Origin of the sequence: Vibrio ziniensis, from assembly GCF_011064285.1 — a bacterium.
In the GTDB taxonomy this organism is placed as follows: Bacteria; Pseudomonadota; Gammaproteobacteria; order Enterobacterales; family Vibrionaceae; genus Vibrio; species Vibrio ziniensis.
Window position 1 is genome coordinate 2598590 of the sequence record NZ_CP049331.1, and the last position, 16022, is coordinate 2614611.

13 protein-coding genes and 1 other RNA gene are annotated in these 16022 nt (G+C 44.4%); all 14 read right to left on the reverse strand.

The features are described from left to right. Positions 1 to 11: 11 nt before the first annotated feature. The gene (gene ftsA / locus G5S32_RS11925; RefSeq protein ID WP_165312218.1) at positions 12 to 1274 is read right to left on the reverse strand and encodes a cell division protein FtsA; all 1263 of its coding nucleotides are present in this window, start codon (positions 1272 to 1274) and stop codon (positions 12 to 14) included. Further along, on the reverse strand, positions 1267 to 2016 hold the full coding sequence (locus tag G5S32_RS11930) for a cell division protein FtsQ/DivIB (RefSeq protein ID WP_207621580.1): 750 nt from the start codon (positions 2014 to 2016) through the stop codon (positions 1267 to 1269). The genes ftsA and G5S32_RS11930 overlap by 8 nt, the downstream gene beginning before the upstream one ends. Positions 2017 to 2264: 248 nt before the next feature. Continuing rightward, a complete protein-coding gene (murC, locus tag G5S32_RS11935) occupies positions 2265 to 3725 on the reverse strand; it encodes a UDP-N-acetylmuramate--L-alanine ligase (RefSeq protein ID WP_165312220.1) in 1461 nt (486 codons plus the stop codon). Between the two features lie 10 nt (positions 3726 to 3735). Beyond that, positions 3736 to 4800 carry an undecaprenyldiphospho-muramoylpentapeptide beta-N-acetylglucosaminyltransferase gene (murG, locus tag G5S32_RS11940; protein ID WP_165312221.1) on the reverse strand — a complete coding sequence of 355 codons (1065 nt, stop codon included), beginning with the start codon at positions 4798 to 4800 and terminating at the stop codon, positions 3736 to 3738. Then, positions 4790 to 5980, reverse strand: coding sequence for a cell division protein FtsW (gene ftsW, locus G5S32_RS11945; protein WP_165312222.1), 1191 nt, complete (start codon positions 5978 to 5980; stop codon positions 4790 to 4792). The genes murG and ftsW overlap by 11 nt, the downstream gene beginning before the upstream one ends. A gap of 37 nt (positions 5981 to 6017) precedes the next feature. Further along, the gene (murD, locus tag G5S32_RS11950; RefSeq protein ID WP_165312223.1) at positions 6018 to 7346 is read right to left on the reverse strand and encodes a UDP-N-acetylmuramoyl-L-alanine--D-glutamate ligase; all 1329 of its coding nucleotides are present in this window, start codon (positions 7344 to 7346) and stop codon (positions 6018 to 6020) included. Between the two features lie 74 nt (positions 7347 to 7420). Continuing rightward, positions 7421 to 8503 (reverse strand): phospho-N-acetylmuramoyl-pentapeptide-transferase, encoded by a 1083-nt coding sequence (mraY, locus tag G5S32_RS11955; protein WP_165312224.1) that lies wholly within the window; start codon positions 8501 to 8503, stop codon positions 7421 to 7423. After that, positions 8500 to 9861, reverse strand: coding sequence for a UDP-N-acetylmuramoyl-tripeptide--D-alanyl-D-alanine ligase (gene murF, locus G5S32_RS11960; RefSeq protein WP_165312225.1), 1362 nt, complete (start codon positions 9859 to 9861; stop codon positions 8500 to 8502). Before murF ends, mraY begins: the two co-directional genes overlap by 4 nt. Then, on the reverse strand, positions 9858 to 11342 hold the full coding sequence (murE, locus tag G5S32_RS11965; protein ID WP_165312226.1) for a UDP-N-acetylmuramoyl-L-alanyl-D-glutamate--2,6-diaminopimelate ligase: 1485 nt from the start codon (positions 11340 to 11342) through the stop codon (positions 9858 to 9860). The genes murF and murE overlap by 4 nt, the downstream gene beginning before the upstream one ends. Positions 11343 to 11392: 50 nt before the next feature. Then, positions 11393 to 13147 (reverse strand): penicillin-binding transpeptidase domain-containing protein, encoded by a 1755-nt coding sequence (locus G5S32_RS11970; RefSeq protein WP_165312227.1) that lies wholly within the window; start codon positions 13145 to 13147, stop codon positions 11393 to 11395. After that, positions 13144 to 13461, reverse strand: coding sequence for a cell division protein FtsL (gene ftsL, locus G5S32_RS11975; RefSeq protein WP_165312228.1), 318 nt, complete (start codon positions 13459 to 13461; stop codon positions 13144 to 13146). The genes G5S32_RS11970 and ftsL overlap by 4 nt, the downstream gene beginning before the upstream one ends. A gap of 9 nt (positions 13462 to 13470) precedes the next feature. After that, positions 13471 to 14421, reverse strand: coding sequence for a 16S rRNA (cytosine(1402)-N(4))-methyltransferase RsmH (rsmH, locus tag G5S32_RS11980; protein ID WP_165312229.1), 951 nt, complete (start codon positions 14419 to 14421; stop codon positions 13471 to 13473). 186 nt (positions 14422 to 14607) lie between these two features. Beyond that, positions 14608 to 15037, reverse strand: an RNA gene (gene rnpB / locus G5S32_RS11985) — RNase P RNA component class A. Positions 15038 to 15128: 91 nt separating this feature from the next. Beyond that, positions 15129 to 15992, reverse strand: a complete 864-nt coding sequence (rsmI, locus tag G5S32_RS11990) for a 16S rRNA (cytidine(1402)-2'-O)-methyltransferase (RefSeq protein WP_165312230.1) — start codon at positions 15990 to 15992, stop codon at positions 15129 to 15131. Between the last annotated feature and the right edge of the window lie 30 nt (positions 15993 to 16022).

A 16022-nucleotide genomic window follows, 5' to 3' on the forward strand; every position in this document is an offset into this window, starting at 1 on the left:
TGCAACTCAGGTTAAAACTCTTTTTGTATCCAATTACGCAAACGACCAAACATACTAGACACTGACTGGCGCTTAGGCTCTTGATACTCAATGTCATCATTAATTTGACTGTCTTTCGCGTAATGAAGTAAACCAACTGCCGTAGAATGATACGGCTCTTTAACGTAATCAGTAAGTCCACTCACCTCGAGCGGCTTACCTACCCTAACTTGATTGCGGAATACGCGTTCAGCGCATTCCACTAAACCTTCTATTTGCGAAGCACCACCCGTTAACACTACTCCAGCTGCTAAATGATGTTTAATGCCTTCTTTTCGCAAGTTTTCTTGGACTGTATCAATTGCTTGGTTAACTAAGCCCATTAATTCAGTGTAGCGAGGTTCGATCACTTCAGACAAGGTTTGACGTTGTAAACTCCGGGATGGCCTACCGCCTACACTCGGAACATTAACAGTATCATCCTTACTCACTAACTCACTTAACGCGCAACCATACTTAACTTTTATTTCTTCAGCGTCGTTTACTGGTGTACCAAATGCAAACGCTATATCGCTTGTTACCGCATTGCCTGCGTATGAGAAAACTTCTGTGTGTCGAAGAGCGCCACCAGTCCAAATCGCAATATCCATTGTACCAGCACCAATATCAATGACACACACGCCAAGCTCTCGCTCATCGTCAGTAATCACTGCATTACTTGCCGCTAATCCTGAATACACTAACTGCTCAACTTTCAATCCGCAACGTTCAACTGCTTTAATAATATTTCTTGCCATATCACTATGGCAGGTAATCAGATGCACACTCACTTCCATACGTACACCTGATAATCCTAGCGGATTTTTTATACCTTCTTGATAATCAATCGTAAATTCTTGAGGAATAACATGCAAAATACGCTGTTCCTCACTAATTTTGATCGACTTCGCGGTATGAATGGCACGATCCATATCTTCTTGGGAGACTTCCCCTTCAGAAATAGTACCCATGCCTTTTTCAATTCTACTCATAATATGTCGACCAGAGATCGACAGAAATACATTACTAATTTGGCATTCAGCCATTAATTCAGCTTGGTCAATGGCACGTTGAACGGATTTAACCACTGATTCAAGATCATTTACACCGCCTTTATCCATTCCACGGGATGGGCTTGTACCTGCACCAATGATATTAATTTGACCGTCAGGAAGTAGTTCACCAACTAAAGCAGAAACGGTGGCTGTGCCTATATCGAGACCTACAATTAATTTGTCATCAGCTGTTTTACTCATCTGTGCTCTCTTGCGCTAATTCTTGCTCAGGAAACCAACCAACGGCTGCCCCTGTATCATATCTCAGGTCGATATAACTCACTCGTTCAGCATCATTACCTAGCTGCTTATAGAGTAAAAAGAAACGGTTAATTCGCTCTGCTAAGGACTCTTTTCCTAATTCTAAGCGAATGCCATTATCTAAAATAATTTGCCAAGCTCGGCGCTCATTTAATACCAGAGAGGATATATTTAAACCTATCTGTTGAAATTTAGGACCATATTCTTTCCAGATATTCAAAACTTCAGGCGCAGTGCCATCTGGACCATATAGTTTTACGTGTTCTTCATTAACTTGAGCGATATCACCATTAAAGACAATACCCTTATCAGCAAGTAATGAATTACCATTCCAAATAGCTTTTACCTGATATTCAGTTAAAAATACCTTTATTGTATCTGGCCACTGTTTGCGAATTGAAGCATGAGCCACCCAAGGAATTGACTGAGCACTCGATTGCAGCTCATTAATATCCTGCGACATAAACGTTCCAATATGGTCAAGCTGACCAAAAGCACGCTGAACATCAAACGCGGATACATATTGTAAGTCACCTTGCAAAACTATCTTTGATAGCGGAAGCCTTTCTTCATCCCACATCCAACTGATCGTCGAATACAGTAAAAAGCCAACCAACAACGCAACCAAAAGTAAGAAGCTACCGCCTGCGATATGCTCTCTGACTAATGGTGAACGGGACATAATACGACCTTGAGAAAATGTACTATTTATCAAAGTTCGTTGTTCCTGCTGACGACTGGCAATTCAATTCCCTATTTCAATGTACAATAGAGGCAAAAGCAATAACTTTAGCATTGATGTGTCGACCTTTTGGGAACAACACAACCTACGGATTATACTGAGGACACTAAAACTATCAAATACTCAAATAAAGAAAACTGGTAGGAGTACCACTCAAATCACGAATGGCACACCTATAGGCAACAAATTTAATATTTTTGCATCTTTTCAATATTTAGCTGCAAAGATTGTAAGTGCTTGGCTACTTTGCCTACATCACCAGCGCCTTGAGTCAGAACTAAGTCACCGTCTTGTAATACATTCGCTAATACAGCTGGCAAAGTCTTGCTGTCTGAAACGAAAATAGGATCGATTTTTCCTCGACTACGAATAGTCCGACAAAGTGAACGTCCATCAGCGCCTGCAATCGGCTTTTCACCTGCAGAATACACATCGAGCATAATCAGCACATCGACTTGCTCAAGTACATTGGCAAAATCATCATAGAGATCGCGGGTACGAGTATAACGGTGAGGCTGGAAAATCATCACCAGACGTTTATCTTCCCAACCGCTACGAGCCGCTTTGATGGTTACATCGACTTCTGTTGGATGGTGGCCGTAATCATCCACTAACATTGCAACACCATTCCCAGTTTCAAACTCACCAAGATGGTCAAAACGACGACCAGTACCTTGAGTACTGATCAACGCTTTCAAAATTGCTTCATCACTAATGTCATCTTCCGTTGCTACTGCAATAGCGGCTGAAGCATTGAGCGCATTGTGACGACCTGGAATATTTAGTGTGATATCTAAGTTTTCTTTCCCTTGGCGAACAACGGTAAACTTACCTTGTTGTCCATACTGACGATAGTTTTCAATACGCACGTCAGCATCCTCAGAGAAACCATAAGTAATAACCTGACGACTAATACGTGGAATCAACTCACGAACGACAGGATCATCAATACAAAGAATAGCTTGCCCATAAAAAGGAAGGTTATGCAGGAAATCGACAAAGGTTTGTTTTAAGGTTTCAAAGTCACCGCCATAGGTATCCATATGATCAGCTTCAATGTTAGTGACAATGGTTGCCATTGGTTGCAAATGCAAGAATGAAGCATCACTCTCATCAGCTTCTGCAATCAACACTCGGCTAGATCCTAAACGAGCATTAGTACCTGCGCTTTTAACCAAGCCACCATTGACAAAAGTCGGATCCATCCCAGCTTCAGAGTAGATTTGTGTCACTAGAGCAGTAGTGGTCGTTTTGCCGTGAGTGCCCGCTACAGCGATACCATGACGGAAACGCATCAATTCAGCCAACATTTCAGCACGACGAACAATGGGAATACGCTTTTCGCGCGCAGCTTGAATTTCAGGGTTCTGTTCGTTGATCGCCGTTGATACAACCACGACACTCGCTTGATCAACATTCGAATCCTGATGACCAATAAATACTGTTGCACCAATACTTTCTAAACGTTCCGTTACTGCATTCGCAGAGATGTCAGAACCTGTGATTTGATAGCCTTCATTAAGTAAAACTTCCGCTATGCCGCTCATACCTGCACCACCGATACCAATAAAATGAATGCATTTAACTCGGCGCATTTCAGGCACCATTGCTCGGATTTGAGCTAAGTCTTGAGTATGTTTGATCGTCATGAATAGGTTCTCATTTCTCAGTAAGAGCGATAATAGCATTAGCCACCACTTGGTCTGCATCTAATTTAGCAGCTTTGCGGGCTTTGTTGGCCATATCTAATAATTGGATTCGTTCGAGCTCTGCGATAGTTTGTGCCAGCTTTTCAACCGTCAGCTGCGGTTGTTCGATCATTTTGGCGGCGCCGCACTCAACTAAATGATCTGCATTCAATGCTTGCTGTCTATCTTTGTGCATGAATGGAATGAAAATAGCAGCAACACCAGCAGCTGACACTTCTGAAACCGTTAACGCTCCAGAGCGGCAAACTAACAAATCTGCCCAAGCATACGCCTGCGCTACATCATCAATAAATTCGGTTACTTGGAAGTTTTTCGCACCAGCAGTTTGGTAGACCAGTTCAACTTCCGCTTGATTATCTTTACCCGCCTGATGACGAACTTCATAGTCTTCACCCAATTTAGCCATCACTTGTGGTAGTGTTTGGTTGAGGATTCTTGCTCCTTGGCTTCCTCCCATCACAAGCACACGAATAGGACCACTGCGCTCAGCTAGACGCTGATTTGGCTCAGGCAGTTCAACAACATCTGTACGTACAGGATTTCCGACTACTGGTGCATTTGGAAATGCTCCTTTAAAAGCCTGGAATACGCGCGATGCAATTTTCGATAACCACTGGTTAGTTAAACCCGCAACAGCATTCTGTTCATGCAAAACTACTGGAATGCCTTGCATCCACGCAGCAACTCCACCCGGGCCACTAACGTATCCACCCATGCCAAGTACCACATCTGGCTGCCATTTTTTGATATGACGGCGAGCCTGCATGATGGCATTGATAATTTGAAAAGGTGCTTTAATTAAGCGAGTCACACCTTGTCCACGTAATCCTTTGACTCGAATAAAATCAATCTCGATACCATGCTTCGGCACTAAGTCAGCTTCCATACGGTCAGATGTACCTAACCAACGGATTTCCCATCCTTGCTGCTGAAGTTTTTTCGCAACTGCAAGTCCTGGGAAAACATGACCGCCAGTGCCACCGGCCATCACCATCAAACGTTTCTTATTCTTCATCAGTCATTTCTTCTAACTGTCGAACTCGCTCTACTCGGCATTCATGATCAATACGAAGCAAAATAGACACAGCTACCGACATAACAATTAAACTCGAACCGCCATAACTAATCAGCGGTAAAGTAAGACCTTTTGTTGGCACCATACCTGCCGCAGCACCAACGTTAACTAGGGTTTGAAAAGCAAACCAGATCCCGATACTAAGAGCCAGATATCCGCCAAATTGATGATCGTGTTCAAATGCTTTCTTACCAATAAAAGCCGCTTTTAGAACCAGACTAAAAATCAGCATTAAAATCAGTACCACACCGACAAAGCCAAGTTCTTCACCAACCACAGCGAATACAAAGTCAGTATGCGCTTCCGGCAAATACTCTAGCTTTTGAATTGAGTTACCCAAACCTTGACCAAACCACTCACCACGACCAAACGCCATCAGAGATTGTGTTAACTGGTAACCACTACCGAATGGATCATCCCAAGGGTCAAGGAAAGAAGTCACACGGCGAATACGATAGGGTTCTGCAGCGATCAGCCCAACAATCACCATTATTCCTGCCACCATTAAGGCGAGGAATTGGGATAACTTTGCACCGGCAATAAACAGCATGCCAAACAAGGTCACTAGCATTACAACCACAGTACCTAAGTCCGGTTGAAGCAGCAGTAATACTGCTAACGCCATAAACACCAAAATAGGTTTAATGAATCCGCCAAAGAAAGTCTCTCGAACTTCATCCTGCTTACGGACTAAATAACCCGACATAAAAATGAACAGAGATAGCTTTGCTATTTCAGCAGGCTGTAAGTTAAACAGTCCTAAAGGGATCCAGCGTGAAGCACCATTGACGGATTTACCAATGACTAACACCACAACCAGCAACACGAAAGAGGCAGATAACAATGCAGAGCTGTACTGTGACCATCTCTGCATCGGTATTTGCAAAATGACGGATGAGGTAATCAATGCCAACAACAAAAACAGTGCATGACGAAACATAAAATGGAACGGCTGATCCGTGAGTCTTGAACTGATAGGAAACGAAGCAGACGTCACCATCACAAGACCAATCAACATTAAACCTAATGCTATCCAGACGAGTTGGCGATCAAACAAAGCCTCTGGTGAAGATGTTCTTAGCCATTTATGAATAGAATTTATTGGTTTAAATCGTCCCAAAACATTACCTTTCGATTATGCAACTTACTCGCACAGATTACTTATCTGCAAATTGTTTAGCTAGAGCGGCAAACTGCTCGCCTCGGTCCATAAAGTTTTTAAATTGATCCATACTGGCACAAGCAGGAGAAAGTAACACCATATCGCCCGGTTTTAACTCAGTGCTGACAGCTTTAACAACGTGTTCCATCGTATCAAAACGACGTGCTGACGGATGAAGTGGCATAAACTGATCACCGTCCTTACCGAAGCAGCAAAGTTTTAGAGGTAAGGTTTCGAATACAGGTTTGAGTGAAGAGAAATCTGCACCTTTTCCTAATCCACCGACCAATAAGTACAAATCGCCTTTTAAAGAGAGCCCCGAGAGCGCTGCTAGCGTACTTGCTACGTTGGTTGCTTTGGAGTCATTAACCCACTTCACGCCATTTTTATCTTCCACAATCTGACAACGATGCGTCAATCCGGTGTAAGACTTCAGTGCATTCAAGAGAGATTCACTGTACTCAATACCCGCAGCTTTCAGTAGAGCAAGAACCGTTAATACGTTTGCGACATTATGACGCCCCACCAAGCTCAGTTCGGCGGCAGGCAAAACGGCATCATTGCCAGCTATCAGCCATTCTTGACCTTGGTACTGTTTGGTATAGAAATCAGCAGGGTTGTCCAGCCCGAAACTCACTAGCTTAGCGCGGTTAGAATCCGGATAGGTTTGACGATCATCGGCATTAACAACCAATGTTTCAGCATGTTCAAAAATGCGTAGTTTAGCCTGACGGTAAGATTCCATCCCGTCATAGCGATCCATATGATCTTCAGACAGATTTAAAAACGCTGCGGCTTTAAGGTTTAGATTCGAAGTCGTTTCAAGCTGAAAACTAGAAAGTTCAAGCACATAAAGATCGGCTTCTTCAGAAAGTAAATCGAGCGCTGGAACGCCAATATTGCCGCCAATGAATGTTTTTCTTCCCGCAGCATTACCTAGCACACCCATAAGATCAGTAACGGTACTTTTGCCGTTTGACCCGGTAATTGCGACCACAGGTTTTTCAGCGTGCCAAGCAAAAAGTTCGATATCACCCACCACAGGAATATTTGCAGCGATAGCTTGTTGAATCTGTGGCGTAGCCAAGGCAATACCCGGGTTTGCCACAATTAAATCAGCGCTCAACAACCAGTCCAAATTCCAGCCACCGCTATGTAGAGCAACACTGTTCGGTAGTTGATCTTTGCTCGGCGGATTTTCGCGAGTATCAATCACTTTCACCTCGATTTGAGGATGAAACTTTCGCAGGTAATTAACGACAGAGAGCCCGGTAATACCGAGCCCTACGACCACAACATGCTCAATGCCTTGCCAACGGTCCATTTTAAATCCATATCCTTTGGGGATATTCCCCAATCGTTATTTCTGTTTAGCTATTAACTAACGTACTTTAGCTATTAACGTACTTTAAGTGTTGCTAAGCCAATTAAAACTAACACAATCGAGATGATCCAAAAACGCACGATGACTCGTGGCTCTGGCCAGCCTTTAAGTTCGTAGTGATGGTGAATTGGTGCCATACGGAATATACGTTGACCACGCAATTTGTAAGAGCCTACCTGCAGAATTACGGAGATAGTTTCCATAACGAAAACACCACCCATGATGACTAACACAAACTCTTGGCGAACCAGCACAGCGATAGTTCCTAGCGCACCACCAAGAGCAAGTGAGCCCACATCGCCCATAAACACTTGTGCTGGGTAGGTGTTAAACCATAGGAAACCTAGTCCCGCACCAACAATCGCAGTACAGACCACAACCAGTTCGGAGGTGTAAGGGATATAAGGAATATGAAGGTAGTTAGCAAAGTTAACGTTACCTGTCGCCCATGCGATAACAGCAAAACCCGCTGACACAAGAACGGTAGGCATGATAGCCAATCCGTCTAAACCATCGGTGAGGTTAACAGCGTTACTGGTCCCAACAATAACAAAGTAAGTAAGGACAATGTATAGCATACCGAGTTGAGGCATGATGTCTTTGAAGAAAGGTACCACCAACTGAGTCGCTGCTGTATCTTTACCATGTGCATATAGAGCAAAAGCCACAACCAAGGCAATTGTTGACTGCCAGAAGTACTTCCAACGAGCAATCAAACCGTCGGTATTTTTACGCACCACTTTGCGGTAGTCATCGACAAAACCCACTGCGCCATAGCCACCAAGAACCGCCAATACAGCCCAAACATAAGGGTTAGACAAATCAGCCCAGAGTAGAACAGTGGCGAAAATAGAAGCTAAAATCATCACACCGCCCATAGTCGGTGTTCCACGCTTACTAAAGTGAGATTCAGGTCCGTCATTACGAACGACTTGACCAATTTGCAGAAGTTGTAAGCGTTTAATTAAGTGAGGGCCCATCCATAACGACAACGCGAGCGCCGTCAAGATGCTCACAATTGCTCGAAATGATAGGTATTCGAACAAACGAAAAAACGAAAAATATGGCTGGAGTAATTCCGCTAGCCAAATAATCATGAGTACTTCTCCTTAAGAGCAGCAGCAATCTTACTCATACCCGCACTATTAGCGCCTTTGACTAACAGTACATGAGAACGATCCTGTTGTTGTTCTAATTCCTGCTCGATAAAACTGATCATCTCTTGATGACTGTCAAAATGTTTACCATGACAAACATCGCTAATGACTTTCGCATCAGCGCCATAGGTCAAAACAAATTCCAAATTGAATGGTGCAGCATGTTCACCGACTTGTTGGTGAAGTGCAAGACTTTCGTTACCCAACTCCGCCATATTGCCTAAAATTAACCAGCGGCTGTCAGAAAAACTGGCTAACAAGTCCACTGCAGCCTTCATAGCAGGAACACTCGCATTATAGCTATCATCAATTAAAGTGATATTTTCAGTCAACTTTTCTACATCAACTCGGCCTTTCACCTTAGGTAAATGAGACAAACCAAACTGAATTTCTTTTAATGTCGCGCCCATTTCAATGGCCAATGCAGATGCAGCTAGCGCATTGGAAACATTATGCTGACCAATGATATTGAGTGTAATGTGAATATCACCAATGGGTGTCACCATATCGAATGAGGCTCGACCCGCTTGATCTAATTGAATGTTGTTAGCGTGAAAATCGGCGTCGTTATTGACGGATGAGAAGGTTTTCACCGTTTTGTCAGCAAGTACTGGTTGCCAGAACTCACCGCCGTTGCTTTCAAGATTTACAATCGCCGTACTTGATGGTTTTAAGCCTTGATAAATTTCACCTTTGGCTCGTTTTACACCATCGATAGAACCAAAACCTTCTAAGTGAGCAGCTGCCACATTGTTGACTACAGCGACATCAGGCTTAACTAACTCTGTGGTATAAGCAATTTCACCGGGGTGATTAGCACCGAGTTCGATCACGGCGTAGTCGTCTTGCTCTGTAGAACGCAACAGCGTCAGAGGCACACCAATATCGTTATTAAAATTGCCCGCGGTAAAAAGTACCTGCCCTTTAGCTGACAAAATACTGGCAGCCATCTCTTTCACTGTGGTTTTGCCACAACTGCCAGTAATCGCAACCGTTGGTGTCGCACACTCTTGGTGAACCCAAGAGCCGAGTTGTCCCAAAGCTACTTTAGTATTGGAAACAATTAACTGAGGCAAAGCGACATGAAGCTCACGCTCAACCAACAACGCTTTAGCCCCATTCTCCATAGCTTGGTCTGCAAACTCGTGTGCATCAAAGCGCTCGCCGACTAACGCCACAAACAGAGCACTTTCAGGCACCTGACGAGTGTCCGTAGTAACCGCTTCAATATTGCAATCTTCACCAACTAAGCGAGCACTCAACACATCACTTAATTGTGATAACGAAGTTTTAATCATGAGGCTAACCCTAATAAGGTTTGAGCAGACTCTCTGTCTGAATAATGAATAGTTTCGTTCGCCATGACTTGATAGTCTTCATGACCTTTCCCTGCCAGCAAAATAATGTCATCAGAGCTAGCATGATCAATAGCAAACTTTGCAGCAAGGAAACGACTGTGCTCTATCTGAGCATCATCCGGTTTATCTAGCCCTGCCAACATGTCTTGCACAATGGCTGCGGGATCTTCACTACGAGGGTTGTCATCAGTGAGAATGACCTGATCGGCAAACTTTTCAGCAATCGACGCCATCATTGGACGTTTGCCTCTATCTCGATCTCCGCCACAACCAACAATTGCCCATAGTTTACCACTGCAATGAACGCGAAGAGCCAACAAAGCTTTCTCTAATGCATCTGGGGTATGAGCATAATCCACAACCACTTTGGCTTTATTCGCCACTTGGAATAATTCCATGCGACCAAGAACCGGTTTTAATTTAGACGCGGTTTTGATCAATTCTTCTTTTGCAAAGCCCAAACACAGCATACTCGCAAAAGCTTGCATAACGTTGGATGCGTTAAACTCACCAATCAGAGGAACGTGCAGTTCTCCTTTCCCCCAATTGCCGTCAAAACTTAGAGTGATCCCTGTCTCTGCATAACTAACGTGCGTAGCCCAAAGAGCTCGCTCAGTGGTTGGTTTTGATTTCAGAGAAATGCCAACGGCATGAGGCAATTTAGCGCTCCACTCCAAACCCACCGCATCATCGATATTGATAATTGCATTTTTACATTGGTGTTCGGTGAAGAGAGAAAACTTAGCCTTTGCGTACTCTTCCATCGTACCGTGGTAATCCAAATGATCGCGGCTCAAATTCGAAAATACGCCGACATCAAAAGTGAGCTTTTTCACTCGTCCTTGAACCAAACCATGAGAAGAAACTTCCAAAGCAGTATACGTTGCGCCTTGCTCGGCAAGTTGATGTAACTGAGCTTGAATTTCAATCGCACTGCCCGTGGTGTTCGCAGCGGGTGCTAAATTAGCGAGAAAACCATTACCCGTTGTGCCCATTACAGCGGCTTTCTGACCTGATAAATCGATCCATTGAGCAATAAGCTGAGTGATGGTGGTTTTTCCGTTGGTTCCAGTCACTCCGACTAAACGGCTCTGGTGACTGCCGTAGAGATTGCCCGCCAATTCAGATAAATGAAGCTCAAGATTCTCAATATAGATAACGGGAACATCGGCTTTCCATTCAACACTGCCGTGAGCTTTAAATTGGCAAGCCTGAGCTAATACCGCATTCGCCCCACGCTCAATGGCGGTATCAATGTATTTTCTGCCATCCACAGCATGACCGACTATCGCGACAAAAGTATCTCCGACCTTAATTTTGCGGCTGTCGAGATCTAAACGCGTGACTGAGATATTGCCCCAAGCAGCGTTTGCTTGAAGCCAAGGAGAGATAAGTTCAGATAAAGCCTTACTAGTGTTCATACTGGTTCTCACACTAACTTTCACATTAAGATGTTATTTTTAAACAGTTATTATTGGAATCGATTTTCATCTGGAACGATATTCAGAATTTGCAGAGCACCTTTCATGATTTCTGAAAACACTGGCCCCGCCACCGCGCCACCGTAATAAGAGTCACCTTGCGGTTCATTAACCATGACGACTAAAGATATTCTAGGGTCACTGACAGGAGCAACACCTGCGGTATAAGCAAAGTATTCATCACTATAGCCACCAGCAATAGCCTTACGAGACGTTCCTGATTTTGCAGCGATACGGTATCCAGGCACTGCAGCTTGAACCGCTGTACCGCCCGGTTGAGTTACCGTTTCCAACATATCCAATACTTGTTTGGCATACTTGGCGCCAACGACGCGATGGGCCAAATCTTGTTGGTGACTATCAATAATATGGATAGGCTGATAAAGACCTAAATTTCCGAGAGTGGCATAGGCGTGAGCTAACTGAATTGGGGTAATTGCAAGACCATAACCAAAAGCGAGCGTAGCAATTTCGAACTGAGACCAGCGATTACGACTTGGGAAAATACCGGCCGTTTCACCGACTAGGTTTAAGCCAGAGATTTCACCCAAACCAACCGAGTTGTACATACCAAGCATCGCTTCAAGCGGCATTTGTAGTGCAAGTTTAGCGACACCTACGTTACTCGATTTTTTCAAAATCATTTGAAGGTTTGCTTTGCCCACTTTCGAAGTGTCACGTACACGACTACCGCCGATCTGCATTACGCCATCACCAGTGTCGATAATGGTATTTTGGTCGGCAATACCGTTCGCTAATGCTGCCAAAACTACAAAAGGCTTTACTGTTGAACCAGGCTCAAATGCGTCAGTAATTACACGATTACGCATTTTAAAACTCTGCCAGTCACTACGGTTATTCGGGTTATAGGATGGTGCATTCACCATAGCTAGCACAGCGCCCGTTTTGACATCCAACATCACCGCTGAGGCAGAGGTTGCTCGGTAGTCAGCCATCGCCTGTTTTACAGCACGGAAAGCGATAGCTTGTAAGCGTTGGTCAATCGTTAGCTGTAGCGGCTTACCTTCTTCACTCTCTTCTAAAGAAATGTTCTCCACCACACGACCATATCTGTCTTTACGAATGATGCTTTTGCCTGATTCACCCGTCAGCCATTTATCGTAGCTGCGTTCAGCCCCTTCCAGACCGTGACCATCAATGCCTGTTACGCCAATTAGGTGAGCACTGACTTCGCCAGCAGGATAATAACGGCGAGACTCAGCTTTCAAACCTACTCCGTTAAGCTTTAATTCACGAATGTATTTCGCCATAGCAGGACTGACTTGGCGTTGCAGATAGATAAAACGTCGAGTGCTGTTATCAGAGATTTTTTTCAACAGAGCATTGCGATCCAATCCCAACACATCAGCAAGAGCGTGCCAACGGTCTTTTTCCTGTAAACCACCATTTTTAAATATGGCAACCGGATCGGCCCACACAGCTTCGACAGGAACACTAACGGCAACGGCTTCTCCGTTTCTATCGGAGATAATACCGCGGGCTGAATGCAGTTCTTTCGCTCGAATGGAACGCATATCCCCTTCGCGAATTAAGTTGTCAGGCTCAATAATTTGGATAAAAGCAACACGCCCGATAAGCCCAACCATTGCAGCGAAAAGAAAGAACACCAGCAGATAAAAGCGCCAGCGAATGAAAACAGGAGCTGGAGTCGCGTCACTTGAAGTCGCAGGTTTTGAGGTTGACTTATTAGGTTTAGCTTTTGTCTGAACTGGCTTTTTTTTCATTTCAGGTTAACCACAACTTCCTTATCCGCATCTGGGCGCTTCATTTCCAGATCTTTTTGAGCAAGTTCTTGAACTCGGCTGTGTTCAGCGAGAGCTGTTTCTTCGAGAATCAAATTTCGCCATTCATTATCTAATCTATCCCTCTCCATAAAAGCCTGATCTTTTTCAGAAATAGCTTGGCGTGTGTGGTGAGTGGTAAACACAATCCCCATCGCACTCGCAAAGATCAAGATTAATAACACTAACGGCACCCGACCTACAGTAAACAGGTCAACGACGATAATTTTGGCAAGGTTAGGCTTAGATTGAGGCATATAGATAAATCAAAGTTTCTCGGCAATACGCAGAACTGAGCTACGTGAGCGTGGATTCATTTCAACTTCTTCCGACGAAGGCATGATCGCTTTACCTATCGCTTTTAAATTCGCACTACCCAAAGCTTTGATTTGGTCTTGAGTAAGAGGAATACCATGTGGTACTTCCGGACCTTTACTCTCTTTACGAATAAAGCGTTTTACCATCCGATCTTCTAAAGAGTGGAAACTAATCACAGATAAGCGACCTTCAGGCGCCAGAATTGAAGCCGCACCTTTTAGCGCCGTATCAATTTCTTCTAATTCACTGTTGATGTAAATACGAAAAGCTTGAAAAGCACGCGTAGCAGGGTGCTTTTTCTCTTTAAAACTTTTTGGCGCAGCTTCAGAAATTAACTTAGCGAGCTGACTAGTACGAGTTAACGGCTCATTCTCTTCATCCTCACGATAAGCCACTATCGCTTTAGCAATACGACGAGCATGCTTATCTTCACCAAATTCACGAATTACCCAAGTAATGTCATCAAGGTCGGCTTCTAAAAGCCACTGTGATACAGGGATACCGGATGTTGGGTCCATACGCATATCAAGCGGACCATCTTTCATAAAGCTGAAACCACGCTCTGCGTCATCCAATTGAGGAGACGATACGCCTAAGTCAAACAGCACACCATCAACTTTGCCTACTAAATCATAACGAGCAGCATATTCAGCGATACCAGAAAAAGGACCATGAACAATAGTAAAGCGAGGATCTTCAATCTTCTGCGCTTCTGCAATTGCCTGTGGGTCTCGGTCAATACTGTATAAACGACCGTTTTCGCCTAGCTTGGATAGGATCGTACGACTGTGACCGCCACGGCCAAAAGTTCCATCAATATAGATACCATCAGGTTTGATCGCTAAGCCATCAATTGATTCATGAAGAAGTACAGAAATATGTTGGAAAGTGTCAGTCATAAGTTTCTCGTTCTGCGGGTCAGCCCGTACATAATCATCCTGTAGTGTACCGAATTCTTACACTACTGCTACCCATAAGCACAGGTAGGGCGTGACATTGCACTAAGTTTAGTGGTTTTGCCATCGGATAAGTCAATATAAAGCAAAAAACCCATCATAACGAGATAGTTATGATGGGTCTGAAATAGGTGGAGTCGACGTATAAGCCGGGTTCTGTTCCGCTTGCGCGGCAGTAGCCATTCGTCTAGGCCAGCAATCACTCACTGGCTCAAGCAACCTACCCGCCTCCTTACGCGAGCAACGCAATGTGGAGGCCTATTTGGTCTTGCTCCGGGTGGAGTTTACCTTGCTACGAACTGTTGCCAGTCGCACGGTGCGCTCTTACCGCACCCTTTCACCCTTACCTGATCCCTTACGGGCCATCGGCGGTCTTCTCTCTGCTGCACTTGTCGTAGGCTTGCGCCCCCCAGGCGTTACCTGGCACCCTGCTCTATGGAGCCCGGACTTTCCTCCCCTTTGTCAGTCTCCCGAAGGACGTCAACGTCAGTCTCCCAAAGGACTTCAACGCCAGTCTCCCGAAGGACATCAACAAAGCAGCGACTACCCAGTCAACTCCGAGCGCGAATTCTATAGATAAGTCAACTCACTGTCTAGGAAGAATACCCATCACAAGGCAATTAACACTCAGGTGCTTAAAATCCAGACGATTATTCCAGATTCTCTAATCCCCATTTATACAGTGCATTTTTCTTCAAGTTGTAGATTTCAGCTGCAAGCGCCGCCGCTTTTTTAAGGGGCAGTTCTTTGGTTAGAATAGCTAGTGTACGCAATGCTTCGTCTGGAAGTTCCTCGTCGGCCTGCTCTCTATGCCCATGAATCAATAAAACCATTTCACCGCGTTTGCGGTTTTCGTCTTCTTCAATCCAATCGATCAGCTCTCCAAGCGGCATACCTTGAATCGTTTCGAAGGTTTTCGTCAGTTCGCGAGCCAGCACCACTTCACGTTCTGGACCTAATACAGAGACCATATCTTGCAATGATTCCGTAATACGGTGTGGAGATTCATAGAAGATACAAGTCCGCTCAGCTTTCGCAATTTCCATGAACTTGTCTTTGCGACCTTTACTTTTAGCCGGTAAAAAACCTTCAAAACTGAAGCGATCCGACGGAAGACCAGAGGCACTTAATGCGGTGATTACGGCACACGCACCTGGAAGTGGCACAACTTTAACCCCAGCCTGACGACATTGTGTCACCAAGTGGTATCCTGGATCACTGATAAGTGGTGTACCAGCATCTGAAACCAACGCAATTGATTCACCAGCTAACAATTTTTCAACTAATACTTGAGCTTTTTGTTGTTCGTTGTGATCATGCAAAGCGAAGGTTTTGGTTTGGATATTAAAGTGAGAAAGTAATTTGCCTGTGTGGCGAGTATCTTCTGCTGCGATAACATCAACACTTGATAGCACGTCTAAAGCGCGCTGGGTAATATCCCCTAAATTGCCTATTGGAGTAGGAACAATGTATAAAGTTGGGACCTCTGCCGGCAAGGTTTTGTTATCTGTCATTTGTTTACCATCACTTCAACGATTAATATA